The 24,589-nt window shown below is 65.6% G+C and carries 17 protein-coding genes and 1 pseudogene; 7 read left to right on the top strand and 11 right to left on the bottom strand.

Translation table 11 applies throughout. The features are described 5' to 3' along the window. The first annotated feature begins 82 nt into the window (after nucleotides 1-82). The 7 genes and pseudogenes from CF161_RS17565 (at nucleotide 83) to CF161_RS17540 (ending at nucleotide 8,013) form a co-directional block, all read left to right on the top strand. Nucleotides 83-988: a LysR family transcriptional regulator gene (locus CF161_RS17565; protein WP_020297929.1), complete on the top strand. Its 906-nt coding sequence runs from the start codon at nucleotides 83-85 to the stop codon at nucleotides 986-988. Nucleotides 989-1,330: 342 nt separating this feature from the next. Beyond that, nucleotides 1,331-3,379 (top strand): ATP-binding cassette domain-containing protein, encoded by a 2,049-nt coding sequence (locus CF161_RS17560; protein ID WP_256206423.1) that lies wholly within the window; start codon nucleotides 1,331-1,333, stop codon nucleotides 3,377-3,379. Then, nucleotides 3,376-4,437 carry a glycine betaine ABC transporter substrate-binding protein gene (locus CF161_RS17555; protein ID WP_043229723.1) on the top strand — a complete coding sequence of 354 codons (1,062 nt, stop codon included), beginning with the start codon at nucleotides 3,376-3,378 and terminating at the stop codon, nucleotides 4,435-4,437. Before CF161_RS17560 ends, CF161_RS17555 begins: the two co-directional genes overlap by 4 nt. After that, nucleotides 4,434-5,327: pseudogene (locus tag CF161_RS17550) on the top strand (homocysteine S-methyltransferase family protein); the annotation flags it as partial. The gene CF161_RS17555 and the pseudogene CF161_RS17550, both read left to right, overlap by 4 nt. Nucleotides 5,328-5,342: 15 nt before the next feature. After that, complete coding sequence (gene msrA / locus CF161_RS33435; protein ID WP_256206421.1) at nucleotides 5,343-5,783, top strand: peptide-methionine (S)-S-oxide reductase MsrA; 441 nt, start codon at nucleotides 5,343-5,345, stop codon at nucleotides 5,781-5,783. A 66-nt stretch (nucleotides 5,784-5,849) separates the two neighbouring features. After that, nucleotides 5,850-6,797 (top strand): ABC transporter substrate-binding protein, encoded by a 948-nt coding sequence (locus CF161_RS17545; protein ID WP_020297925.1) that lies wholly within the window; start codon nucleotides 5,850-5,852, stop codon nucleotides 6,795-6,797. A gap of 49 nt (nucleotides 6,798-6,846) precedes the next feature. Further along, entirely contained in the window at nucleotides 6,847-8,013 is a 1,167-nt protein-coding gene (locus CF161_RS17540) for an MFS transporter (protein ID WP_020297924.1), read from the top strand. Nucleotides 8,014-8,041: 28 nt separating this feature from the next. Here the strand turns inward: CF161_RS17540 and CF161_RS17535 are convergent, their stop codons facing one another. The 11 genes from CF161_RS17535 to CF161_RS17485 form a co-directional block, all read right to left on the bottom strand. After that, the gene (locus CF161_RS17535; RefSeq protein WP_020297923.1) at nucleotides 8,042-8,836 is read right to left on the bottom strand and encodes an ABC transporter ATP-binding protein; all 795 of its coding nucleotides are present in this window, start codon (nucleotides 8,834-8,836) and stop codon (nucleotides 8,042-8,044) included. Nucleotides 8,837-8,847: 11 nt separating this feature from the next. Further along, a complete protein-coding gene (locus CF161_RS17530; protein ID WP_020297922.1) occupies nucleotides 8,848-9,609 on the bottom strand; it encodes an ABC transporter permease in 762 nt (253 codons plus the stop codon). Between the two features lie 9 nt (nucleotides 9,610-9,618). Then, on the bottom strand, nucleotides 9,619-10,386 hold the full coding sequence (locus tag CF161_RS17525) for an ABC transporter permease (RefSeq protein ID WP_020297921.1): 768 nt from the start codon (nucleotides 10,384-10,386) through the stop codon (nucleotides 9,619-9,621). 165 nt (nucleotides 10,387-10,551) lie between these two features. Continuing rightward, on the bottom strand, nucleotides 10,552-13,020 hold the full coding sequence (locus tag CF161_RS17520; protein WP_020297920.1) for a TonB-dependent siderophore receptor: 2,469 nt from the start codon (nucleotides 13,018-13,020) through the stop codon (nucleotides 10,552-10,554). Between the two features lie 205 nt (nucleotides 13,021-13,225). Next, nucleotides 13,226-15,493 (bottom strand): TonB-dependent receptor, encoded by a 2,268-nt coding sequence (locus tag CF161_RS17515; RefSeq protein WP_020297919.1) that lies wholly within the window; start codon nucleotides 15,491-15,493, stop codon nucleotides 13,226-13,228. A 388-nt stretch (nucleotides 15,494-15,881) separates the two neighbouring features. Then, the gene (locus tag CF161_RS17510) at nucleotides 15,882-16,940 is read right to left on the bottom strand and encodes an ABC transporter substrate-binding protein (protein WP_020297918.1); all 1,059 of its coding nucleotides are present in this window, start codon (nucleotides 16,938-16,940) and stop codon (nucleotides 15,882-15,884) included. Between the two features lie 36 nt (nucleotides 16,941-16,976). Further along, the gene (locus CF161_RS17505; RefSeq protein ID WP_020297917.1) at nucleotides 16,977-18,029 is read right to left on the bottom strand and encodes an ABC transporter substrate-binding protein; all 1,053 of its coding nucleotides are present in this window, start codon (nucleotides 18,027-18,029) and stop codon (nucleotides 16,977-16,979) included. A 20-nt stretch (nucleotides 18,030-18,049) separates the two neighbouring features. Continuing rightward, nucleotides 18,050-19,216 carry an LLM class flavin-dependent oxidoreductase gene (locus tag CF161_RS17500; protein WP_020297916.1) on the bottom strand — a complete coding sequence of 389 codons (1,167 nt, stop codon included), beginning with the start codon at nucleotides 19,214-19,216 and terminating at the stop codon, nucleotides 18,050-18,052. Nucleotides 19,217-19,545: 329 nt separating this feature from the next. Further along, nucleotides 19,546-21,411, bottom strand: a complete 1,866-nt coding sequence (locus tag CF161_RS17495; protein ID WP_020297915.1) for an ABC transporter ATP-binding protein — start codon at nucleotides 21,409-21,411, stop codon at nucleotides 19,546-19,548. Continuing rightward, nucleotides 21,404-23,185, bottom strand: a complete 1,782-nt coding sequence (locus CF161_RS17490) for an ABC transporter ATP-binding protein (protein ID WP_020297914.1) — start codon at nucleotides 23,183-23,185, stop codon at nucleotides 21,404-21,406. Before CF161_RS17490 ends, CF161_RS17495 begins: the two co-directional genes overlap by 8 nt. 84 nt (nucleotides 23,186-23,269) lie before the next feature. After that, entirely contained in the window at nucleotides 23,270-24,532 is a 1,263-nt protein-coding gene (locus CF161_RS17485) for an acyl-CoA dehydrogenase family protein (RefSeq protein WP_020297913.1), read from the bottom strand. Between the last annotated feature and the right edge of the window lie 57 nt (nucleotides 24,533-24,589).

Raw genomic sequence — 24,589 nt, 5'->3', positions numbered from 1 at the left:
ACAATCAACGGGCTTTGCAGGGCGGCTGATTGGAACTATGCTTTTTCGACATTTTAGTGACTGTTTTTCATGTGCGGGCCAAATGAAAATTGATGATATCGATGCCTTTGTCGAAGTGATTCGTTGCCAATCGATCAGCCATGCGGCCGAGTCGCTGCAACTGACTCAACCGGCGATTACCCGGCGTGTACAGAACTTCGAGCAGGCCCTGGGGGTGGAGCTGTTCGACCGCAACACCAAACCCCTGAAACCCACCGTGATCGGCACCCGAGTCTATGAGCAGTGCCGTTCGATCCTGCGGGAAATGGACGCCCTGCGTGAGCTGGTGGCCAGCGACACGCCGCCCACCGGGCTGTTTCGCCTGGGCGTGCCACAAACCATTGGCGATGTGGTGCTGCTCGATGCGCTCAAGCACCTGCGCAGCGAATACCCCGACCTGCGGGCCCAGGTCGCCACCGGCTGGGGTGGCCAGTTGGTGGGCAAGATCGAAAGCGCCGAACTCGATGCGGTGGTGGCCTTGTTCCCGGCGGGCAAGGTGTTCCCGGAAAACATCATTGGGCAATCCATCGGCAAGATCGAACTGGTGGTGGTCTGTGCCCGCGATCTGGTGCCCAAGCGCCCCTGCAAGCTTGCCGACTGCTACCACAACGGCTGGGTGCTCAACCCCGATGGCTGCGGTTTTCGCGCCGGCCTGCAACGCACCTTGTCGGACCAGGGCCTGGCCTTGCGCGTCAACCTCGAAACCTTCGGCACCGAGTTGCAACTGGGCCTGGTGGCCGACGGCCTGGGTCTGGGCCTGGTGCCGCGACCGTTGCTGGAGCGCAGCGTCCACCGCGACCAGTTGGCGGTGGTGCCGCTCAAGGACTTCAAACCGGTGATGGACCTGTGGCTGGTGTACCCGCACTTTTTGGGCAATCTGCAGGGGCCGGTGGAATCCTTTGGCCGGCTGGTGGCCGCGTCATTGAAGAAGATCGGCGACGCAGCCTGAAGCTCGCCGCAGAGCTCGGGGCAGGGTGCCTGCCAGCAGCGAAGGGGCAGGGCCGGGCGAGGGCGCGGAGGAATAAACCTGAGCCTAAGCTAATTCCTAAATGATATTGGATTGTAGTTTTTAAGATCGTTTAGCTTTATGTCGCAAGGGCCGGGGCCTGCGTACCAGCGCAGCCCCCGGCCTTTGCGTCAGGCGTCCGTCTACAGGAGTTGGCCTGATGTTCAGTCCATTTTTCCAGCCCCGGCGCCCAGGCTCACATGAGCGGCGCCGCCGGGGCCGCTTGGCGGAGCTGTCGTGTCAATCATTCAAACTTCTGTGGCGCAATCGCGGCTCGCTTCCGGGCTGCCGATCTCCCTCGACGATCCCGCCGGGGCGACCGACGTGGTGCTCGAACTGCGTGATATCACCAAGGCCTACGGGCGTGATCACGCCGGGTCGAAAGCACCGGCGGTGAGCAACGTCAGCCTCAAGGTGCGGCGCGGTGAAGTGCTGTGCCTGATGGGCACCTCCGGCAGCGGCAAGTCCACCTTGCTGCGCCATATCAACCGCTTGATCGAACCCAGCAGCGGCGAGGTGCTGATCGATGGCCAGGCCATCAGCGGCCTGAGCCCCCAGGGCCTGCGTGAGCTGCGCTCGCGGCGCATCGGCATGGTGTTCCAGCACTTCGGCCTGCTGCCCCATCGCAGCGTGCTCGACAACGTGGCCTTGCCCCTGGAACTGCGTGGCGAACCCGAAGCCCTGCGCCACGCCGCAGCCGCCGTGCAGTTGCAGGCCGTGGGCCTGGAAGGCTGGGGCGAGCATTACCCCCATGAGTTGTCGGGCGGCATGCAGCAACGGGTCGGCCTGGCACGGGCACTGGTCAGCGAGCCGGACATCCTGCTGATGGACGAACCCTTCAGCGCCCTGGACCCGACCATCCGCCGCGACCTGCAAAGCCATTTCCTGTCCCTGGTGCGCGAGCGGGGTATCAGCACCTTGCTGGTCACCCACGACCCGGTCGAAGCGGTGCGCCTGGCGGACCGGATCGCCGTGCTGCGCCATGGCCAACTGGTGCAGGTCGGCACCCCGCAGCAGTTGCTGGAACAACCGGCGGATGCCGAAGTAGCAGACTTTTTCCGTGATTGCGGCCCGTCGCCAGTGGCCGCGCCCAAGGCCGCCGAGCCCCCTCGGCCGGTCGCCAACAGCGCCGGCGCAGTGGCCTACACCCAGGGGCTGCCCGGCTGGCAAGCCTTGCTCCTGGGGCCCGCAGCCCTGGCTGCCCGTGGCCGTGGCGGGCTGTTCTGGTTGACCTTCGGCGCTGAGCTGGCGGCCCTTGCGACCTTGGCCCGCGGGGTACTCCAGGGCGCCTGGCTGCCGGCGCTGCTGGCCGTGGCGATACTGGCCGTCAGCCGCTTTATTGCCATCAGCCAGAGTGCCAAGCCGCTGCGTCGGGCCCAGGCCGGCTGGGGCCTGGCGCTGCTGGTGCTGCTGATCAGCCAGGCGCTGGTGATATGGCGGGTGGTGACGCCGGACACCAGCGGAGCCCTGTTGCAGTTCCCGGCCAACCGCCAGGCGCTGCTGCTGACCGCCGACAGCATCGATCAATTCATCAGTTGGTCCCAGGTCAACTTCGAAAGTGCCTTTGTCGGGGTGATAGTCGCCGTGCGCAGCGTGATCGAGGGCGTGGAAAACGTCCTTGGCTGGCTGCCCTGGCCGGTTGCGGCCCTGGCCCTGGTGTTGCTGGCCTGGCGCTCGGCAGGCACCGCCCTGGCCCTGACCAGTGCCGTGGCCCTGCTCTATATCGGCCTGTTCGGTTTCTGGGAACGCACCATCGCCACCCTGGCTCTGGTTGGCTCCTCGGTGCTGATTGCCTTGGCCATCGGCGTGCCCACCGGGATCATCCTGGCCAAGCGCCCCCTGGCCCGACGCCTGATCACCCCCTTGCTGGATGTGATGCAGACCCTGCCGACCTTTGTGTACCTGATTCCGGCCGTGGCGTTTTTCTCGGTGGGCAAGACCCCGGCGGTAATCGCCACGGTGATTTTCGCCCTGGCGCCGATGATCCGCCTGACCTCCCTGGGCATCCAGGAAGTGCCCAAGGACGCGGTTGAAGCCGCCGTCGCCCACGGCGCCAGCCCCTGGCAGACCCTGCTCAAGGTGCAACTGCCCCTGGCTCGCCGCTCGCTGCTGCTGGGGGTCAACCAGACCATTGTCATGAGCCTGTCGATGGTGGTGGTCGCGGCGCTGATCGGCGCCGGCGGCCTGGGCTACGACGTGATGACCGCGTTGCGCAACATCAAGGGTGGCGAAGGCATGTTGGCCGGCGCGGCGATTGTGCTGTGCGCGCTGATCCCGGACCGAATCATTCAGTCGAGCCTGCGCAAGCAAGGCTCCACCTCTAACCAAAAGTGAGACATACCGTGAACACACGCCTTTCGCGCACCCTGGGTGCGGCTGCATTACTGGCTACCCTGAGCCTGCCGGCCACCGTGCTGGCCAAGGACAAAATCGTCATCGGCGAACAGAACTGGACCGGCGCCATCGCCATCCAGCACATCCTCGGCGAGGTGATCAAGACCCGCCTCGACGGTGATGTGTCCTACCTGGCCGGTGACGTCGCGGTGCTGCTCAGCGCCGCTGCCAAGGGCGACGGCTCGGTGGATGTGCTGACCGATATCTGGATGCCCAATCAGTCGGCGGCCTGGGCCAAATATGTGACCGGCGACAAACATTCGCTGGTGCCCAACAAGCAGCCCTATGCCGGCGAACAGGGCTTCTACATCCCGGGTTACCTGCAAGACAAATACGGGGTCAAGAGCGTCTACGACCTGAAGAAACCGGAAGTGGCCAAGCTCTTCGAGCCCCTGGGCGGCGGTGAAGCCCAGTTGCTGGTGGGCCCGGCAGGCTGGGAGTCGACTTACATCGGCCAGGTCAAAGCCAAGGATTACGGGTTTGCCGACAAGTTCGAGGCCGTGTCCACCGAAGCGTCGGTGACCTACGCCAAGCTCTCGGCGGCCTACAAGGCCGGGCGCGGCGTGGTGTTTTATGCCTACACCCCGGACTGGATCTTCTCCGCCTTCGACCTGCGCCGCCTGGAAGAACCGGCATTCGACGGCTATGCCCAAGACAACAAGAAGGGCGACCCGCTGTACAAGGCCGACGGTTGCTGGAAGTTCATCAGCCCGACGGTGGACCCGGACTGGCTGAACAAAAGCACGATCACCTGCGCCTTCCCGGATGCCAGGGTCTACGTCCTGGCCTCTGCCTCTTTGCAGCAACGCGCGCCACGCATCGCCAGCTTCCTGCATAACGTGGCCCTCGACTCGGCCGTGCTCAATGGCCTGATCCTGCAGATCGAAAAAGAAAAGCAACCGGCTGACGTCGCCGCCAAGGCCTGGGTCGATGCCAACCGGGCAACGGTCGACCAATGGCTGGCCGAGCCGCAGCAGACCGTAGGGGCCATTCAATGACCACTGCCAGCCTGCGTCTGCTCGATGGCGGCATGGGCCGCGAGCTGCAGCGTATCGGCGCGCCGTTTCGCCAGCCGGAATGGTCTGCCCTGGCGCTGATCGAAGCCCCCGAGTTCGTGCTCCAGGCCCACCGCGCCTTTATCGAGGCCGGGGCACGGGTGATCACCAGCAACAGCTACGCCCTGGTGCCTTTTCATATCGGCGAACAACGCTTTAACCAACAGGGCCGGGCCCTGGCCGAGCGTGCCGGGCAGGTGGCGCGCCAGGCCGCTGCCGACAGTGGGGAAACGGTGATTGTTGCCGGTTCCTTGCCACCGGCCCTGGGCTCCTATCGCCCGGACCTGTTCGATCACTCGCGCTCGGTGGCCATCCACCGGGTACTGATCGACGGCCTGAGTGCCCACGTCGACCTGTGGCTGGCGGAAACCCAAAGCTCGATCGCCGAAGTCCGCGCCGTGGCCGAGGCCCTGGGCGGCGACGGCAAGCCGTTGTGGCTGTCGTTCACCTTGCTCGATGTGCCGGGCGCCGACGGCGTGGCGCGCCTGCGCTCCGGCGAAGCGGTGGCCGACGCGGTGCAGGTGGCGGCGCAACTGGGGGCCAGGGCGGTGCTGTTCAATTGCAGCCAGCCCGAGGTCATGGCCCAGGCCTTGCGCGATGGGCGGCAGGTGCTCGACGCCCTGAGCCTGGACCTGGAGCTGGGGGTGTATGCCAACGCGTTCCCGGTGGTCAGCAGTGATGCCAAGGCCAACAGCACCTTGTTGCAGATCCGCGATGACCTGGGCCCGGAGTCGTACCTGCACTGGGCGCGGACCTGGGTTGAGGCCGGGGCGAGCATTGTCGGCGGTTGCTGCGGCATTGGCCCGGAACATATCGCGGCGCTGCACCGGCACTGGTTCGCCGCAGAGGTGCAGCAGGCGACCTTTGGTGCCGGGTGTTTCTGGGGCGCCGAAGCGGCCTTTCGGCAATTGCCCGGGGTGCTCGACAGCCGCGTCGGCTTTGCCCGACCTGCCAGTGGCGAAGCACTGTCGATAGAGGTGGTGCAGGTTGATTTCGACCCCACTCAGATTGCCTACAGCCGCCTGATCGAGGCGTTCTGGACCCTGCACGACCCGACCTCGGTCGACCGTCAGGGGGCGGATGTCGGGGTCAAATACCGCTCGGCGCTGTTCGTCAACGGTCCCGAACAGGCCGCCACTGCCGAAGCTGCCCGCGAGCAACTTGACGCCAGCGGGCGCCTGGCCAAACCGGTGGCGACCGTGGTGCTGCCCCTGGGCGAGTTCGAACGGGCCGCAGAAGAACACCAGCGTTACCTGGAAAAACACGGCGCCAGCGCTTGCTCGCTCTGACCCTTGAGCCGGTCGCGGTCAGCGTGCCGCGCCCGACTTGCCCTTGATGATTGTTGCGAGGTCTGCATGAAATTCTCCCGACACCTGCGCGCGCTGCTGGCCGGCGCCGTACTCGCCGCGCCCCTGGCGCACGCGGCCGACAAGCCGGTGCTGCATATCGGCGATCAGAACTACTACAACATCCGCGCCTCGGTCGAAGCCTCCGGAGTGCTGGAAGGCGCGCCCTATAGCGTGGACTGGAAACACTTCCAGGCCGCCGCACCCCTGGCTGAAGCCCTGAATACCGGAGCCCTGGACCTGGGCTTTCTCGGGGATTCCGGGTTCCTGTTCCTGGCGGCCAAGCAGGCGCCGGTAAAACTGATCGGTGTTTCGCGGCAAAACCCCGACACCATTGCCTTGCTGGTGGGCAAGGACTCCACCGCCAAGAGCATCACCGACCTCAAGGGCAAGAAAGTCGCCTACTGGCCCGGCGCCTGGAGCCAGCAGCTGACCTTGCGCGCCCTGGAGCAGGCCGGGCTGCCGGAAGATTACGTGCAGTGGGTCAAACTGATGCCGATTGACGCCGCGGCGGCCTTGCCCCAGGGCAGCATCGATGCGTTTCCGGTGTGGGAGCCCTATATCTCGCAGCAGATCCTGTTTTCCGGCGCGCGTCCGATTGTCAGTGCCAACGGCCTGATGCCCGGTCTCAGCGCAATTGCCGCCTCCACGCCGTCCATCGACAGCAAGCGTGAGGCCATCGCCGACTTCCTGCAGCGCCTGAAAAAAGCCCGGGCCTGGGTCGATACCCACACGGACGAGTACGCCGATCTCTGGGCGAAAAAAGCCAACCTCGACCAGGGCGTGTCGCGCCACTGGTTGCGCCAGGCGCACCTGACCCTGGGCCCGGTGGATGCCCAGGCCGCCGCTGACCTGCAAGGCACGGCGGACTTCCTGTTCAAGGTCAAGACCCTGCAGGCGCCCTTGAACACCGCGCCAATCATCGATCAGTCGTTCCAGAAGGCCTTGGCCGACTGAGCCCTCGCGCACGGCGCGGTCAAGCAACGGCAGACAAGGAAAGGTCCCGATGCAACAGCTCAGCCCGGATCCCGGCGCCCGTCAGCGCTGGGCAGCCCTGACCCGGATCAACCTGTTGTCGGTGCTGTCGCAGATCGTGCAGATCGGCACCGTCACGCCGCTGCTGTCGTTGTCCCTGGAGCAGCGCGGCGTTGGCGCGACCGGGATCGGCCTGATCGTCAGCGCGGCCTGGCTGGCGATCCTGCTGCTGTACAAGCAGGTGCCGAGGATCCTCGCGCGGCTCGGGCTGGTCCGGGCCAACCTGCTGAGTGCCCTGCTCAGCGTGCTGGCCCTGGTGGGCATGGCCTTCAGCGAGCACCTGGTGCTGCTGTTTGTGTTGAATTTCCTGTTGGGCATCGGCCTGATCCTGCGCTGGATCGCCTGCGACACCTGGATTGTCGCGGTGGCCAGCCGCAGCGAACGCGGCCGGGCGATTGGCGTGCACGAAACCCTGATGGGCCTGGGTATCGCCGCCGGGCCGTTGCTGCTGGTGGCGCTGGGGGTGGAGGGGAGGCTGCCGTACCTGGCCTGTGCCGCAATCATTGCCCTCAGCGCTGGCCTGGCCCTGAGCCTGCTGGGCCATGACGGTCGCCCGCAAACGCCCCTGGCCAAACACCATGCGCGGTTGTTTGCGCTGATCCCCCTGGCCCTGTGTGGGGCCTTCGTCGCCGGCTTCTGCGAAACCTCGTCGGTGGCCTTTCTGGCCGGTTACAGCGTGTCCGTCGGTTATCTGCTGACCGCCGCCACCTTGTTTATCGCCGTGTTCGGTGCCGGCGGCACCCTGTTGCAACTGCCCCTGGGCTGGCTCGCCGATCGCACGTCCAGCCGCAGCGCACAACGGGCCTGTGCGCTGCTGGTGCTGGCGGGCACCCTGGCCATCCCCTTGAGCCAGCCGTGGCCGTGGCTGGCGTCGTTGCTGGTGTTTGTCTGGGGCGGGGCCATCGGCGGCCTGAATACGCTGGCGGTGATGGAAGCCGGCGAGCGGGTGGCGGAGCATCAGGTGTCGACCGCCATGACCGCGATTGCGCTGTTCTACACCCTGGGCAGCGTCCTCGGACCCATTGCCACGGGGCTGGCGGTGTCCGGCATCAGCGCCAGTGGCTTGATGCTCACGGTGGGGGCGGTGGCCCTGTTGTTTCTCGGCCTCCTGGCCTGGCACCGGGCGCCGCGCCCCTAACTCCTTGGCGTGTGATGCACGGCTGGGGTCAATGCCCCACCAACTCTTCGAGCAACTGCTCCTTGTAGCCTTGCAGCACGCTTGAGGAACGGTCCCGCGGGTGCGGCAGGTCGACTTCGATCTGGTGCTTGATCCGCCCCGGGTGAGCGTCCATCACGATCACCCGGTCACCCAGGTACAGCGCTTCCTCGATGTCGTGGGTGACCATGATCACTGTGCAGCGCTGCTGGACCCAGATGCGTTGCAGCTCGTGTTGCAGGTGCACCCGGGTCAGGGCGTCGAGGGCGCCCAGGGGTTCGTCCAGCAGCAGCACCTTGGGTTTGTTGATCAGCGCCCGGGCGATGGCCGCGCGTTGCGCCATGCCGCCGGACAACTGATGGGGGTAGGCATTTTCAAAGCCCTGGAGATTGACCAGGGCAATGTGCTCGGCCACCAGTCGGTCTTTTTCCGCCTGGGGCAGGGGATGGTTCTTCAGGGCCAGGGCGATGTTCTTGCTCAGGGTCATCCAGGGGAACAGGCGATGGTCCTGGAACACTATGCCTCGTTCCAGGCTGGTGCCGGAAATGGCCTGGTCGTCGAGCAGGATCTGGCCCTGATACTCGGCTTCAAGCCCGACAATCAGCCGCAGCAGGGTGGATTTACCGCAGCCGCTGGCGCCCAGGATGCTCACGAATTCCCCGGGGCGAACCTTCAGGTTGATCTCTTGCAGCACCGGCAGGGGTTTGCCTTCGATCTTGTAGGCCTTGCTCAGGCCGCGGATCTCAAGGGCGCCGCTCGCCAGTTGCTGGCTACGGGACGGGGCGTGTTGGGCGATTGCGTTCATGGGGTGGCCTTTCAACGAATGGAGCGCCAGCGCAACAGGTGGCGGCTCAACAGGGTAAACAGCAGGTTCATCAGGTAGCCGCAAAGGCCGATGCACAGCACGCTGAGCACAATCACTTCCATCCGCGAGCCGGCCTCGGCGTTCATCATCAGGTTGCCCAGGCCAGCCCCGGAAGACAGGAACAATTCACTGCCCACCGCCGTGACCCAGGCGAATGCCAGGGCGTGCAACACGCCGGTGGCGATGCTCGGCACGGCGGCCGGCAGCAGCACATGGCAGAACTGCTGCCAGCGACTGAGCACCAGCACCTGGCCGACCTCGCGGTAGCGCTGCTCGACGTGACTGAAGCCCTGGTAGGTGTTGAGCACCATCGGGTAAAAGGCGGCGAGGCTGACGATCAGCACCTTGGAGAACTCGCCATTGCCGAACCACATGGCAATCAGCGGGATCCAGCCCAGCATCGGCACCTGGCGGATCGAATGAAACAGCGGGCCGATCAGGCGGTTGGCCAGGCTCGACAGCGCCATCAGCACCCCCAGCAGCACACCAAACACAATGCCCAGGGCCAGGCCGCTGCTGGTGCGCGCCAGGCTCGCCAGCAGGTTGACCAGCAACTCGCCGTTGCCCAGCAGTTCGAGCAGGGCGCTGCCGATGGTCGACAGTGGCACAAAGGCATAGGCGCCGGCGGCGTCCTGGCGCGACAGGTACTCCCAGGCGCCGATCAACAGCAGCGGCAGCAACAGGCCACGGGTTTTTCCGAGCAATTGCAACATGGGCGGCTCCTAGCGGGTCTGCCAGCGGAACAGGTGCTGTTCTAGGCGGCGAAAGGTGAAGTCCAGGGCAAAGCCGATGACCCCGGTGACCAGGACCCCGACCATCACCACGTCAATGCGCAGCATTTGCCGGCCCATTTCAATCATCTGCCCCAGGCCGCTGTCGGCTGCCAGCAACTCGGTGGCCACCAGCACCACCCAGGCCCGGGTCAGGCTGATGCGAAAACCGGTGATGATCGGCGGCGTGGCAGCCGGCAGGGCGATTTCGCGGACCAGGGTCGGCCAGCGCAGGCGATACACGTCGGCCACCTCGAAATAGCTGCGGGGGATGGCCTTGACCCCTTCGCTGGCAGCCAGGGCCACGGGGAAAAAGGCGGTCTTGGCGACGATGATGATCTTGAAGGTTTCGTCGATGCCAAACAGCAGCACGAACATCGGGATCAGGGCGATGCTGGGAATCTGGCGCAGGGTATGGAACAGCGGGCCGCAATACACCTCGACCTGCCTGGACAAGGCCATCAACACGCCAAAGGCCAGGCCGCTCAGGGAACCGATGGCAAACCCCAGGCCCAGGCGCGACAGGCTGTTGCCCAGGTGCTCATACAGTTCGCCACTGGCCAGCAGCCCGGCAAACGCCTGCACCACCTGGGCCGGCGGGATCAGCAAATTACGCGGGAAAATCCCGGCCGCGGCCACCGCCGCCCAGACCGCCAACAGCGCGATGGGCGAGATGAGCCAGGTCAGGGCAGTCAACACAGAACGGGTACGAAAGGCCATGGCGAGTCTTAATTCAGCGAAGTACCCCAGTGCCTTCGCAAGACCTGTGCCACCACGCTCCGAAGGCTGCGCTGGCCTCTGAGAGCAGCGTGGTTTTCGGAAATGCAGAGAAGGGGTGGTGCCTGGCCAGCAGTGACTGCTGCCTGGGCAACACCCCGTCAGCAGTCAGAACTCGTAGCTGACGCTGGTGTAGTAGAACGCGCCCTGGGCGCCTTCGGGGCTGGTGGTGGAATACTTGGGAACGCCGTACAGCTGCACGCCATCGGACTTGTCCGGGTGGCTGTCGAACAGGTTGATCGCCCCCACCGACACTTTCAGCGCCTTGTCGAAGGTGTAGGACAGGTCGAGGTCAGTGACCCACTGCGGGCTGTAGGTCTGGTCCAGGGTCGGGTTGGTCGCGTTCAGGCTTTTCCATTCGCCGTAACGCCGCTGGGCCAGCGTCAGGCCCCAATTGTCATACAGCCAGTTGGCGCTGAGGATCAGCTTGTTTTTCGGCGTGCCGTCTTCGATCAGGCCCTGGGTGGTGCGGCCGATGATCTGCGAGCCCTGGATACTGCCGACATCGCGCAAGGCGGTGATTTTGGTGTTGTTCTGGCTGATCCCGCTGCTCAGGTTCAGGCGCCCCCATTGCGCCAGGTCCAGTTGATAGTTGCCGGTCAGCTCGACGCCATCGGTGCGGGTATCGGCCACGTTGGTGTAAAAGGCGGCGCTCTGGATATTGGCGTAGGGCGTGCCGGCGAAGATCGGCGAGACCACCGAGGCCGGTAGCTGGTCGGAGAGGGTGATGCGATTGTCGATGTTGATCCGGTACGCGTCCAGGGTCACCGAGGCGTTGGGCAGTGGCCGCCAGACCAGGCCCAGGGAGTAGTTGGTGGACTCCTCGGGCTTGAGCGCCTTGCCCCCGAGCAGCGCGGCTTCCGGGCTGTTGGCGCGCAGGGTGCGTTGCTGCACCTCGACATAGTTGCCGCTGCCCGGCGGCTGTTCGACCACCTGCACGCTGAACGAGGACATGCCGCTCTGCACCAGCGACGGCGCCCGGTAGCCGGTACTGGCGGTGGCGCGGGCGGCGATCTGCGGGGTGAAGTCGTAGCGCAGCGACAGCTTGCCGTTGGTGGTGTCGCCAAAGTCCGAATAATGCTCGGTGCGCACCGCGACACCGGCCTGGAACTTCTCGGTGACCTGGCCCTCGACGTCGATGTAGGCCCCCAGCACCTTGCGGTCCAGGGACGCGGCGTCGACCTGGGTGATCCCCGAGTAGTAACCCGGAATTCGCCGGCCGGTGATCGGGTCGATGCTGTTGAACAGCGGGCCGTTCTGCCAGCCCGCGGCTTCACCGGCGCTCAGCTCGTAGTTCTCTTTGCGCCAGGCCAGGCCGGCGGACAGGGTCAGCGGTTTGAACAGCAAATCGGTGGGGAAGTCGCGTACCCAGTCCAGGGTGATGTTGGTCTGGTCGGCCTCGCGCTCGCCGGTGTAGATCTTCTCCGGGCTGTTGACCCCCCAGCTCGGGTTGATCGCATTGCGGTCGGTGGATTTGACGCTGTTGTCACCGTGGTTCAGCGCCAGGTCGAACTTGCCCAGTTGCTCGGTTTCATAACGCAGGCCGCCGGTGACCGCGTAGTCCTCAAGGGTGTAGCGGGTAATGGGCACGCGGCCGTCGGGGAAGCGCGCCAGGGCGACGCTGCCGTAGTTGTTGCGCAGGCTGGTGGGCGGGTCGAAGAAGTTCTCGGCGTCGCTGTTTTTGTGGGAATAGGTGGCAAAACCGTAGGCGGTCAACCCTTCGCCCACGCCGATTTCGCTGTTGGCGGTGAAGTTGTACTGGTCCGAGATATTCGCCGCGCCCCAGCGCCAGGTGCGGTTCGGGTTGTTCTGCTCGCGCGGGGTGTTGATGCTGGTGGAGCCGGGGTAAAAGATCCGGTTGTCGGGGTTGGTGTCACTGGCCGGGTCCTGGCTGCCGGCGTCGAAACTCAAGGTCAGGAAGCCGTCGTTGGGCAGGGCGAAGCCTTTCCAGCCGCTGAGCTTGCGCTGGATGCCGTCGCCCTTGTCATAGCCGCCAAAGCGATAGCCGAGGTTGCCACCGTCGTCCTTTTCCTTGAGCACGATGTTGATCACCCCGGCAATCGCGTCGGAGCCGTACTGGGCGGCCGCACCGTCCCGCAGGATCTCCACCCGCTGGATGGCGCTGATGGGGATCAGGCTGAGGTCGACCGCCGCCGCGCCCCGGCCGTTGACCAGGCTTTGACGGGTGACGTTGGCACTGGTGTGGCGGCGCTTGCCGTTGACCAGCACCAGCACCTGGTCGGAGGCCAGGCCACGCAGCGAGGCGCCCTGGGCGATGGACCCGGCGAAGGCGCCCTGGGGCGACTGCGGGAAGCTGAAGGACGGCGACAGTGCGGTCAGCGCTCCGGACAGATCGCTGGCCCCGGTCTGCTGCAGTTGCTCGCCGGACAGCACGTCCACCGGCGCTGCGCTTTGCAGGGCGGTGAGGTCGCTGCGGCGGGTGCCCAGCACCACCACCGTGTCCAGGTGGTCGCCGCTGGCGGCGGGTTTACTTGAGGTTTCGGCAGCGAAAGCAGGCACGGCAAGGCTGCCGATGACCAGCGCCACGGCGCCGGCCAACGGATTGCGATGGAACATGGAAAAATTCCTTTTTGCTGAGAACGGGCGTGTGCAGGAACCGGCCGTCGGTAGCGGCCTTGCGAGCGGCATCCCGCCCGGCTGCTCCTGCAGGGTTATGTGGATGCCGGTGGCCCGGAAATCGCGGTGTGCTGCTGGAGCGGGCAGGCCTTCAAGCCGATGCGCGACGTGAGGGCCCGCTCCAGCGGGGTGTATCGCCGCCGAATCAGAAGCGGCTGGTGACGCTCAGGCCGACGGTGCGTGGGTCGCCGTAGGTGATGACGTATTGACCCAGGGTGCCGTTCGGCCGGCCATGCACTTGGTAGCGGCGGTCGGTGAGGTTGTTCACAAACCCGGTGACGCTGAGTTTTTCATCCGGGCTGTACCAGGTCAGGCGGCTGTTGGCCAAGGTGTAGTGAGGCTGGCTCAGGGTCTTGTCGGCGCTGCTCTGGCGATCCGCGAGGAAGTACTCCTTGTCACGGAAACTCACGTCGCCACCGGCCACCAGCTTGCCGCCGATTTCCAGGGGGAAGGTGTAGTCCGCGCCCAGGGACACCACGTTGCGCGGCGAGCGCACGAAGCTGTTGCCGCTGTAGTCGCCAGTGACCGCGCCGGTGGTGGGGTTGGTGTTCTTGAAGTCGGTGTATTGGGTGTCGAGGAACGACACCGCCGCCCGCAGGTGCAGGTAATCGGTCGGCTGGCCTTCGAGTTCGAGTTCGGCGCCCTTGACCTTGCCCGAGGCGCCGTTAGTCAGGGCGGTGGTCAGCACCCCGTTGTTGACGGTCAGCAGATTGACCTGAATATCCGAGTAGTCGTAGTAGAAAACGTTGGCGTTGGCGGTCAGGCGGTGGTTGAACCACTCCGACTTGAGGCCGATTTCATAGGCGTCCAGTTGTTCCGGATCGACCGTGGTCAACTGCGCCAGGCTGGTGGAAAGGCCCGTGTTGAAGCCGCCCGAGCGGAAGCCATGGGCATAACGGAAGAACACCCGCACATTGTCATTGATCCGGTATTCCGGGGTCAGATCGTAGGTCCAGGCTTCCCAGGTCTTGTCTTCCTGGCGGTTGCCGTTGGTGCCGCTGCCGCCCAGGGCAATCAGCGGGCCGTTGGCGGTGGCGCGGGTCAGCTGGGTCAGGTCGAGGTCGATGTTTTTCTTTTCCTGGGTCCAGCGCAGGCCGCCGGTGACGCTGAAGTTGTCGGTGAAGTCGTAGGTCAGGTTGCCGAACAGCGCGTAACTGTCGGTCTTGTGGTCGTAGTTGAGGTCGCGGAAATCGGTGACGCCGCCGGTCTGGTTCGAGCCGCTGCCATTGGGCGTCGGGCCCGGGGTGATGATGCGCTGGGCCGAGCTGTCGAGGTCTTCGTGGAAGTAGTGCGCACCGAGCAGCCAGCGCAGGGTTTCCTGCTGGGGCGAGGCCAGGCGCAGCTCCTGGGAATACTGGGTGTACTTGTTGTCGGAAATCGCCGCGCCGTTGACCTCGTAGGGCGTGTAGTCGGCGTCGCTGGTGGAACGCCCGCGAATGTAGTCATAGGCGCTGATCGAGGTCAGGGTGTAATCGCCCAGGTGCCAGTTCAGGGTCAGGGACGTGCCGTCATGATCGAGCTTGGCATCTTCGTGGGTATTGAGCGCGATATTGCGCCCGTTCGGCCGCTGATAGCCGACGTTGTAGTAACGCCCGACCGGCAGCGAACCGTTGCTGCCGTCGCCCTTGAACTCGCGGCTGTGGATCTTCAGCAAGGCGTCGAGGTCAGGGTTGAGCTGGGCCAGGAACTGCAGGCGCACGGCTTTCTTGTTGACGTCGCCATAGGTGTGATCGTCGGTGAGGTTTTTCTGGAAACCGTCACGCTCCTCGGAGTACAGCGAGATCCGCGCCGCCAGCTTTTCGTCCACCAGGGCACCGCCCAGGGCGCCGCTGAGGATGCGTTCGTTCTTGCTGCCAAAGCCGATGGTGCCGAAGCCATCAGTGTCGAACGTCGGCTTCTTGGAAATCACGTTGACCGCGCCTGCGGTGGTGTTCTTGCCATACAGCGTGCCCTGGGGCCCGCGCAGGATCTCGATGCGCTCCAGGTCGAACAGCGGGCCGCCACCGGCAATCGGCGCGTTCAAATACACGTCGTCGGCATAGATCCCCACCGGGAATACGGTGGCGGCGCCGGTATCGCCGGTGCCCAGGCCACGGATGTACCAGCGCGGACGGCCGTCGCCATCGGGGTTCTTGGCCGAGGCGTTGGGAATAAAGGTGGTGATGTCGCCCATGGCGCGCACGCCGTCGGCGGTGATGCTGGTGCCCTGGACCGCCGACACCGCCACCGGAACCTCTTGCAGGGTTTCTTCCCGGTGTTGGGCGGTGACGGTCACGGTCTTCAGCGCAGGTTCGCTGCTGGTCTTGCTGTCGGCCTCGGTGCTCTCGGCCGCCAACGCCAACTCGCTGACAGCACCGCCTGCGAGCCATAACGCAAGCCCGATGCTCTTGGTAAGCGGATGAAGTTTATGCATGTGAATCTCCCCCGAAAAAGTTGTGCTACAGGGGCTAGAGCAGAGATCGTGCCAAGAGATTTTTGAGACCGGTTAGTTTTAATAAGCTATTGATAATTAAGGGTTTAAATATTCTGTCCGGGGCTTTAAACGTTGTTTTTCAATAGCCGGATCAGGGCGATCCAGTCAGGCCGAAACAGCATGCCGATTAATCAGCAGAAGTTGCGTGGAGGCTGCTGCTGGGGCAGCAGCAACCGCGCTCGAGAATGCTGCTCCAGCAACAGCCGAGTCGGCAGCGGAACAGCAGGCAGGCCAGTCATCTTTGCGGGGGCGTTACATAAGCAACAGGTCAATGGTTGCCGGAAAACCACCGGAGCGCCTTGCGCGCACTCCGGCAGGGGGGAGGGGGTCAGACGGCGACGCGGGAGGTGGAGCCTATGACTTTTTCCAGGACGCTGAAGTCGATCCAGTCGCGGACGTCGAAGCGGCGCGGGATGAAGTCCCAGCGGTGGAGGAAGTCGGTGAAGTCTTGCAGTGCCTCGATCGAGCGCGCATCCAGGGTGGTGCGCAGGCGCCGGTGTGCATCTTCGCCGTAGGCTGCGGCCACCCAGTATTCGCTGGTGTTCAGCTCGCGAGCGAGAAAACGCCGGGTTTCCTCGGGGTTGGCCCAGGCCCATTGCTCGGTGCGCAGCACGGTGTCGACGATTTTCACGCTGGCATCGAAGTGTTCCTGCAACAGGTTGATGTCCACGGTCAGGGTCCGTGGCGTGCCGTTGTTGCTGCGGATCAGCGGGTCCGGGTGGGAGCCGGTGTCGACCACCACTTGCAAGCCGAACTCGTTGGCCAGGTGCACGGCATGGGCGCCCTTGAGGAAGATCGCGTCGATATCGCCGCGCAGCAGGCCGATCAGCTCGTTGTTGCGCCGGCTGAAGCGGCTGACCCCGAGGCTGACTTCCGAGCCATACACATGCTGCTTCTGCTCATCGCTGTAGGTGCCGCCGTAGGGGTAGTCCACCCGTTCGACGTCGGACACGTTCAGGCCTTCGAGCTTGAGCGCGTTTTCCAGGCCGCGCAGGGCCTGGGCACGGGTGAAGTCGATCTGCACGTTGGCCCATTTCGGCAGGCCGAAGCGGCGGTTCTTCAGGTCGCGGATGCTTTTGACCCCGCTTTCGGCGGTGGTCAGGATCAGCTGCACCTCGTCGCTCCAGGACAGCCCCAGGACCCGGGTCTGCACGCCGCTGGCGTAGGCCCAGATCGCCGGGATATTGCCGCCGTGGCGCACCGAGTTCTGCAAGTGGTGGTCGTAGTGCGCTTCGCGAACTTCCCGTTCGCTGGATTCACGCAACGACTGGATATTGGTGCCGAACGGCAGGAACGCTTCCGCCAGGCGGCCGGACTGCACCGCGATGCCAAGCCCGGTGGGGACCGGGCTGTGGGTGTACCAGAGGGTATCGAGTGGTTTGCTCATAAGGGTCTTCAGTTCGAATCCATGAAACCCGGCGGGTTAGCCCGCCAGTGCGGTAGGGGTGGCCAGCAACGCTTCCAGCGGCCGACGGTCGATCCAGTCGCGAACATCGAAGCTGTGGGGGATAAAGCGCCAGCGATGCAGGAACTGGGTGAAGTCCTGCAACGCGGCGATGGCCTGTTCATCGAGGGCGGTGCGCAGGCGCAAATGGGCGTCTTCGCCGTAGGCGGCATTCACCCAGTACTCGCTGCTGTTGGTTTCCCGGGCCAGGTAGCGCCGGGTCTCTTCGCCGTGGGTGTGGGCCCACTGCTCGGCGCGCAGCACCGAATCGAGAATCGCGCTGGCCACCTCGAAATGCTCGTCGAGCAGGGCCAGGTCCACCGCCAGGGTGCGCGGCGTGCCGTTGTTGCTGCGGATCAGCGGGTCGGGATGGGAGCCGGTGTCGATCACCGTGTGCAGGCCGAAATCATGGGCGTGCTGGGCGGCGCTGGCGCCCTTGAGGAAGATCGCATCGACCTCGCCACGCAGCAGCCCCACCAGCTCCAGGTTGCGCCCGTTGCCCGGCTGGGCGCCGACCAGGGTGCCGCTGACGGTGCGCACCGGGGCGTCGCTGAAGGTGCCGCCGTAGCGGAAGTTCACCAGTTGCAGGTCGCCGACTTGCAAGCCTTCGAGCTTGAGCGCGTTCTCCAGGCCGCGCAGGGCCTGGGCCCGGGTGAAGTCGATCTGCGCACCGGCCCAGTCCGGCAGGCCGAAACGCCGGCCCTTGAGGTCTTTGACGGTTTTGATGCCGCTGTCAGGGCGGGTCAGAATCAATTGCACTTCATCGGCCCAAGACAGGCCGATCACCCGGGTCTCGCGCCCCTGGGCCCGGGCCCAGATTGCCGGGATGTTGCCGCCATGGCGCACCGAATGGCGCAGGCTGTGATCGAAGTGGGATTCGCGTACCGCCTGGTCGCTGGACTCGCGCAGCGACTGGACCTGGGTCCCGAGGGCGCCGAGGGTGTCTTGCAGCCAGCCTTTCTGCACGGCGATGCCCAGCCCGGTGGGGACCGGGCAGCGGGTGTACCAGAGCGTATCGAGGGGTTGGGTCATTGCGGGCTCTCCGGTGGCGCTCAGGCGCTGGCTTTAAGGTGGGGGGCGGGCGCGGGTTGCGCGACCGGGCGCTGGTGCACCAGGGGCAGGACTTCCTGGCCGATGCGCAGGGCTTCTTCCAGGTGCGGGTTGCCGGCCAGGATAAAGGTCGAGAACCCGGCATCGCGGTACTCCACCAGGCGTTCGGCGATGTTCTGGTGGCTGCCCACCAGGCCCACGGTCGGCCCCGGCTTGGCCTTGGCGAAACCGGCCCAGAGGTTGGGGCCGATGATCAGGTCGTCGAAGCGGTCGATGTTCTGGTGGTAGGCGGTCTGGCGCGCGGCACCCACCGAGTCGGAACCGCTGGTGAAGCCCTTGGCCACCACGCTGCTCTTGCCTTCGAGCTTGTCGAACTGGCGGCGCAGGTCGGCCCAGGCCTGTTCTTCGGTTTCCCGGGCGAACAGGTCGACCCGCAGGCCGAAGCGCACGCTGCGTCCCTGTTTGTCGGCCAGCTCGCGTACGCGCTCGATGTGCGGCTTGAGCTTGTCCACCGGCTCGGCCCAGTTCAGGTACACATCGGCGTGCCTGGCGGCCACGTCCAGCGCGGCGTCGGAGAACCCGGAGAAGTACACCCCCGGCTTGCGTTCATGTTGCAGGCCCGGGGGCAGGGCGCCGTTTTCCAGCTGGAAGATATCGCCGTCATAGGAGAAGCGTTCGTTCTCCCACAGGCCCTGGATGATGTCGAGGAACTCGCCGGTGCGCTTGTAGCGCAGGTCATGTTCGAGGAAGTCGCCATTGGCGCGCTGGCTCGCCGGGTTGCCGCCGGTGATGATGTTCCACTCCAGGCGCCCGCGGCTGAGGTTCTGCAGGATCGCCGCTTGCTGCGCGGCGTAGGCCGGCAGGGTCCAGGTGGCCTGAAAGGCGATCAGGAACTTGATGCGGCGGGTCTCCCGGGCCAGGGCTGCGGCCACCACCCAGGGCTCGGGGCCGGTGGGCAGCAGGGCGCCTTCGAAGCCGGCCAGTTCAGCGGCCTTGGCCACCTGGGCGATGTAGTCGATGTAGGTGAAGTCGTCGGGCTCGCCATTGGGCAAGCGGCCCGGGGCAATATTGCCGGGGCGATACTGCGCGCTGCCCCGGTTGTGTTTGTCGGTGCTCAGCTGTGGACCGTCGGTGCCCAGCGGCAGGCGCCAGAAAAATTCAGTGCTCATGGATGCTCCTGATTCAGTAACGCGTTGCGCCGCGCGGGTGCGAGGTCGCCGTGCCAGGGTGAGTGCAACGGCCATGCCATGGGCTGCCCGTAGCGGTTTCGGCCAGCAGGGCCGTAGGTTTCAAGGCCGTGCCGGCAACGCCTGCCGGCCGGGGTGCGTCTGTAGCAACAGCCCGTCAGCAATCGCTGCTGGGCGTGCAACAGCCTGATCAATCCTCGCCGCAGATGCGGACAGCGCAGCCTGCGGCAGCGATTACAGCTGTAGCCGCTGCCGAGCCCGCGAGGCTGTGCTGGCCCGAACAGGCGCCTTGCATCAGCGGCTACGGGGTTTCAGGCGGTACTGGCGCTGATTTCGTCGATGCTGGCTCCGGTTTCGGCGCTGCGCAGGTAGGTCTGGTACAGCGCCGCGTAGGCGCCGCCCTGGTCGATCAGTTGGTGGTGGGGGCCTTGTTCCACCAGGCGCCCATGGCGGATCACGGCGATGCGGTCGGCATCGCGGATGGTCGCCAGGCGGTGGGCGATGATGATGGCGGTGCGCCCCTGGCACAGGCGGCGAAAGGCCCGCTGGATGCGGCGTTCGGTGTGGATGTCGACCGCCGAGGTGGCCTCGTCCAGCACCAGCACCGCCGGGTCTGCCAGGTAGGCGCGCACCAGGCACACCAGTTGCCGCTGGCCATGGCTCAGGTGGCTGCCCAGCGGCCCGACTTCGGTCTGGTACTGATGGGGCAAGCGCTCCAGCACCTCGTCGGCGCCCAGCTCCCGGGCCGCGGCAATCAGCGCGGCATCGTCGGCATGGGGCGCGGCCAGGCGCAGGTTGTCGAGGATGCTGCCGCTGAACAGCACGTTGTCCTGCAACACCACGCCCACGCTGCGCCGCAGCTCGTGCTGGGCCAGGTCGCGAATGTCGATGCCATCGAGTTTCACCGCCCCCGACTGGACCTCGTAAAAACGCGTCAGCAACTGCACCAGGGTGCTCTTGCCATGGCCCGAGGGGCCGACAATCGCCAGCACTTCGCCGGCCGCAATCTCCAGGTCCAGGTCATTGATCACCGGGTTTTTGGCCCCAGGGTCATAGGCAAAGCACACGCGCTCGAAACTCACCGCGCCCCGGGCCCGGCCCAGGTTGCGCGGCTCCGGGAGGTCGTTGATCTGCGGCTGGGTGTCGAGCAGCAGGAAGATGCGCTGGGCCGAGGCTGAACCGGTGGCGTAGCGTTCGAACAGGTCCGACAGCTCCTGCAACGGCCCCAGAAACAAGAACACGTAGAACAGGCTTTCCGCCACCTGGCCCACCGTCACATCCGCCTGCGCCAGGCCGTAGCCGCCCACCAGCAACAGCACGGCCATGCCCGCCGAGCTGAGCAGCGCGGTAAACGGCGCGAACCAGCTGGAGCGCAGGCTGCCGCGAATCAGCGCCTGGTTGAAGTCGTCCAGCAGGCCACGGTAGCGCCGCAGGTTCGGTGTTTCCTGGGCGCACTGTTGCAACATGCGCGCGCCGCTGACGCTTTCCACCAGGTGCGCGGTAAAGCGGCTGCGGTTTTCCGCGACCTTGGCCCAGTTGCGCTGGGAAATCCGCTTGAAGCTCCAGGTCGCCAGCACCAGCAAGGGCACGGTGGCCGCCAGGCTGAGGAAGAACCGCGGCTCGATGCGCCACAACATGATCGAGGCCAGGCCGCAGCGCAGCAGGGCCCCCAGCAGCTCCGGCGGGCCCTGGATCAGCAGCGGTTCGAGGGCGTCAACATCGCGGTCGGCGCGGGAAATGATGCGCCCGGCCTTGGTCCGGTCGAAGTAGCTGACGCTCAGCGACTGCACATGGGCAAACACCCTGACCCGCAGGTCGTTGAGTACGCGGATCGCCGCGCTGCCGGCCACAAACTGCGACAGCCCGGCCAGCAGGAAGCGCCCGAGCCAACTGGCCGCCAGCCCCAGGCCGAGCCACAGCACCAGGCGCTCATCGAGCAACCAGTGCTGCTCGTGCAGCACCAGCCCCCGGTCCAGCAGTTCGCGCACGAACCACGGCCGCAGAAACACCGTGAGCACCAGCAGCACTTCGATGCCGATCACACTGAAGATCTGCCCACGGATCGGCCCCAGCAATGGCAGCAGCCGACTGAACATGCTGCGGTCCAGGGCTTTCCTGGCCAGCAGTTCTTCGATTTCGATATCGCTCAAGGCCTTGCCGGCGATTGGATTAGCCATGGTCGATCCCCAACAGGTCGCGGTAGTCCGGATTGCTGCGCAGCAGTTCGGCGTGGGTGCCGCTGGCGGCTATTTTGCCGTGTTGCAGCATCAGCACCCGGTCGGCCAGGAGAATGGTCGACAGCTTGCTGGAAATCACCAGCAGGGTGGTGGCACGCCCCTGGTCGCGGCGCAACTGACGGATATTGTTCAGCACCTGGCGCTCGCTGATGGCATCCAGGGCACTGGTGGCGTCGTCAAGGCAGAGAATGTCCGGGGTGCCGAGCAGGGCCCGGGCCAGGCTCAGGCGCTGACGCTGGCCGCCGGACAAGGTCACCCCGCGATCGCCCAGGGGCGTGGCCAGGCCCTGGGGCAGGCGTTCCAGCACATCTTCGGCCGCGGCCAGGCGCAGGCCGTGGCGCAGCTGCTCGTCGCTGGCCTGGGGCGCACACAGGCGCAGGTTGGCAGCCAGGGTGTCGGAAAACAGAAAGCTTTCCTGGGGCACCACGTGCACCCGCCGGCGCAGCTCACTCAGCTCGAGCTGGCGAATGTCGTGCCAGCCGGCGCTGTCGGAGCCCAGCAGCAGGCGCCCGGCGCTGATGTCGCTGAGGCGCGGCAACAGGCTGGCGAGCAGGCTCTTGCCAGTGCCGGTGGCGCCGACCAGGGCCACGATCTCTCCCGGCTGCAAGGTCAGGCTGCACTGCTCGAGGATGTTCAGCCCGCCCCCCGGGGCGCTGACGCTGACCTGTTCCAGCTTCAGGCCCAGGGCGCTGTCGGGCAGGCGCGCGCTGCCGCTGCGGATGGCCGCGGGCTCGTCCAGCAGTTGCCAGATGCGTTCGGCGCTGGAGCGGGCGTCGGCGAAGGTCTGCATTACCCGGCCGATGCCTTCGATGCGAAACACCAGGGTGGTGGCGATCAGCAGCGAGGTCACCAGCTCGCCGATCCCCAGTTGCCCGGCGGCCACCAGGTGCGCGCCGTAGACCAGGATCCAGACATGGCCCAGGGCGACCACCGCCTGGGGCAGGGGGATGCGCGAACTGGAGTAGGCCAGGGCCTGGCGCGCATGCCCGGCAAACAGCGCCACCTGGCCGGCGAAGCGCTGCACACGGCTGTGTTCGAGGCCGAACGACTTGATCACCCGCACCCCGCCGATGCCTTCGCTGAGGTCCTGGTTGACCCGGTCGTAAGCGGCGCCCACTGCACGGTCCAGGCTGACCAGGCGCTCGGTCTGCAACACAAAAATCCCCAGGCCGAACACCGTCAGCAACAGCGGCACCAGCCCCAGCAGCGGGTTGTACCAACTGAGCAGGCCGACCGTGGCCAGCACCACCAGCGGGGTTTCCACCACCTGGCGCCAGAAGCTGATCAGGGCATCACGCACCTTGTCGGCGTCACGGGTGGTGCGGGTGATCATCTCGCCCATGCCGTGCTGCCAGTGATAACCCAGGTGCAGGCCCTGGACCTGGGCCAGGATCCGCTCGCGCAGGCGGGTCAGCAGTTCCTGGCTGAGCACCAGGGACAGCACGCTGGCGGCGTATTGCAGCACGCCACGGCCCAGGGCCACCGCCAGCATCAGCCACAGCCAGTACCAGCCAAGGCTGGCGTCCAGGCTGCCATCGGCCTGGCGCAGCACCGCACGCCCGGCGCTGACGTCATTCACGGCATGGCCGATCAGCCATTGCTGCCAGACCAGTCCCAGGTTGACGGCGATGTACAGCGCGGCCACCAGGGCAAAGCGCCAGGGCATTTCCCGGTAGATCGCCAGGCTGCGCAAAAGAGGGTGTTTTTCGATCATGAAAGGCTCGTTGCAAGGAGGAGGGGCAAAATCGGTGGCCAGGCGTGACGCGGGCCGGATCCCGCGCCACACAGGGTCGGCAGGTCAGCTGCGGGTGGCGCCCTGTTTTTCCTTGGCATTGAGGATTGCGGTGTATTCGCCAGGGTCGACGCCGTTGAGGTAGTAGTTGCCCACATGGTGCAGGCGCCAGCGGATCGGGTCATGGGTGGTGTGGACCCGGGCGTTGCGCCAGAAGCGGTCGAGGTTCCATTTGCTCAGTGAAGAACTGGCCCCGAGCAGCGAGAAGATGTCGCTGGAGATCTTCAGCGAGGCGCTGTCGGAATGGGCACGAGCGGTGGCCACGGAAAGAATCAGCTCGTCTTGCAGCTCTTTGTTGTCCGGGTCCAGCTCATGCTGGTCGAAAACCCGCGCCGCATCGCGCAGCAGGGATTCGGCAGCGCGCAGCGCCACGGCGTATTCACCGACCTGCTTGATGATGTGCGGCTCTTCATTGGCGAAATCCACACCGCTCTCGACCCAGGGCCGGGCGTGGTGCTTCAGGTACTCCACCGCTGCGCCCAGGGCGCCGGCGGCGATCCCGGTGTCGATGGCCGCGTGCAGGATCTGCGGGAAGGTCAGGCCCGTGCGTTTCATCGGCCCCTTGCGCTGGGAAACGAAGCGCTCGTCCAACTCGATGTTGTCGAAAATCACCGTGCCGCTGACCGAGTTCTTCTGGCCGAAGGCGTCCCAGTCGTCGACCAGGGTCAGGCCCGGGGTATTGCGGTTGAGCAGCACCCCGGCGCCGCCGTCTTCGCTGGCGGCGGTGAGGGAGATCCACTCGGCCAGGTACGAGCCGGTGGAGTAGAACTTGCTGCCATTGAGGATCAGCTTGCCGTCCGCGCGGCGCTCGACCCGGGTCTTGAGCGCAAACTTGTTCTTGCCGCCGATTTCCGCCAGGGCGTTGCCAAAGCGCTTGCCGGCCAGCACATCGCTGATCAGGCGGTCTCGGACCTCATCCGGGTAGCCGTTGAAGATCCCCCGTAGCATCACGTTATGGATCTGCAGCAACTGGCCGACACCGCCGTCGGCCACGGAAATCAGGCGCACGGTTTCCACGATGGTCTGCACCGAGGCGCCCAGGCCGCCAAAGGCCTTGGGCACGCCGATGGCGGTCAGGCCGCTTTCCGACAACAACTGGGCCTGGCGCCGTGGCAACTGGCCGTTGGCCTGGCTGTCGGCGGCGATCTCGGCAATTTCCCGGGCAATCTCCCGGGCCACGGCAATGGCCTCGGCCTCGCTGTGCAGGAGGCGCACGGGGGCCTGTTCTTGCAACGGTTGCGTGGCGGGGTTGGGTTCGACGGTGCTCATTGCATTACCTCTGTTAAGGGATCTGATGCCGCCCTGCGGGCGCTTGATGCCTGCGCC

The sequence above is a fragment of the Pseudomonas sp. CF161 genome, from assembly GCF_000416215.1.
Classification (GTDB): Bacteria; Pseudomonadota; Gammaproteobacteria; order Pseudomonadales; family Pseudomonadaceae; genus Aquipseudomonas.
This window is presented reverse-complemented; position numbering and strand designations above follow the sequence as displayed.

What these genes read in the sequence shown, in the direction of transcription:
- CF161_RS17505 (WP_020297917.1), bottom strand. Translation starts at nt 18,029, where the DNA reads ATGACCCAACCCCTCGATACGCTCTGGTACACCCGCTGCCCGGTCCCC.
- CF161_RS17525 (WP_020297921.1), bottom strand. Translation starts at nt 10,386, where the DNA reads ATGGCCTTTCGTACCCGTTCTGTGTTGACTGCCCTGACCTGGCTCATC.
- CF161_RS17540 (WP_020297924.1), top strand. Translation starts at nt 6,847, where the DNA reads ATGCAACAGCTCAGCCCGGATCCCGGCGCCCGTCAGCGCTGGGCAGCC.
- CF161_RS17565 (WP_020297929.1), top strand. Translation starts at nt 83, where the DNA reads ATGAAAATTGATGATATCGATGCCTTTGTCGAAGTGATTCGTTGCCAA.
- CF161_RS17545 (WP_020297925.1), top strand. Translation starts at nt 5,850, where the DNA reads ATGAAATTCTCCCGACACCTGCGCGCGCTGCTGGCCGGCGCCGTACTC.
- CF161_RS17500 (WP_020297916.1), bottom strand. Translation starts at nt 19,216, where the DNA reads ATGAGCACTGAATTTTTCTGGCGCCTGCCGCTGGGCACCGACGGTCCA.
- CF161_RS17520 (WP_020297920.1), bottom strand. Translation starts at nt 13,020, where the DNA reads ATGTTCCATCGCAATCCGTTGGCCGGCGCCGTGGCGCTGGTCATCGGC.
- CF161_RS17530 (WP_020297922.1), bottom strand. Translation starts at nt 9,609, where the DNA reads ATGTTGCAATTGCTCGGAAAAACCCGTGGCCTGTTGCTGCCGCTGCTG.
- CF161_RS17510 (WP_020297918.1), bottom strand. Translation starts at nt 16,940, where the DNA reads ATGAGCAAACCACTCGATACCCTCTGGTACACCCACAGCCCGGTCCCC.
- CF161_RS17495 (WP_020297915.1), bottom strand. Translation starts at nt 21,411, where the DNA reads ATGGCTAATCCAATCGCCGGCAAGGCCTTGAGCGATATCGAAATCGAA.
- CF161_RS17485 (WP_020297913.1), bottom strand. Translation starts at nt 24,532, where the DNA reads ATGAGCACCGTCGAACCCAACCCCGCCACGCAACCGTTGCAAGAACAG.
- CF161_RS17535 (WP_020297923.1), bottom strand. Translation starts at nt 8,836, where the DNA reads ATGAACGCAATCGCCCAACACGCCCCGTCCCGTAGCCAGCAACTGGCG.
- CF161_RS17515 (WP_020297919.1), bottom strand. Translation starts at nt 15,493, where the DNA reads ATGCATAAACTTCATCCGCTTACCAAGAGCATCGGGCTTGCGTTATGG.
- CF161_RS17490 (WP_020297914.1), bottom strand. Translation starts at nt 23,185, where the DNA reads ATGATCGAAAAACACCCTCTTTTGCGCAGCCTGGCGATCTACCGGGAA.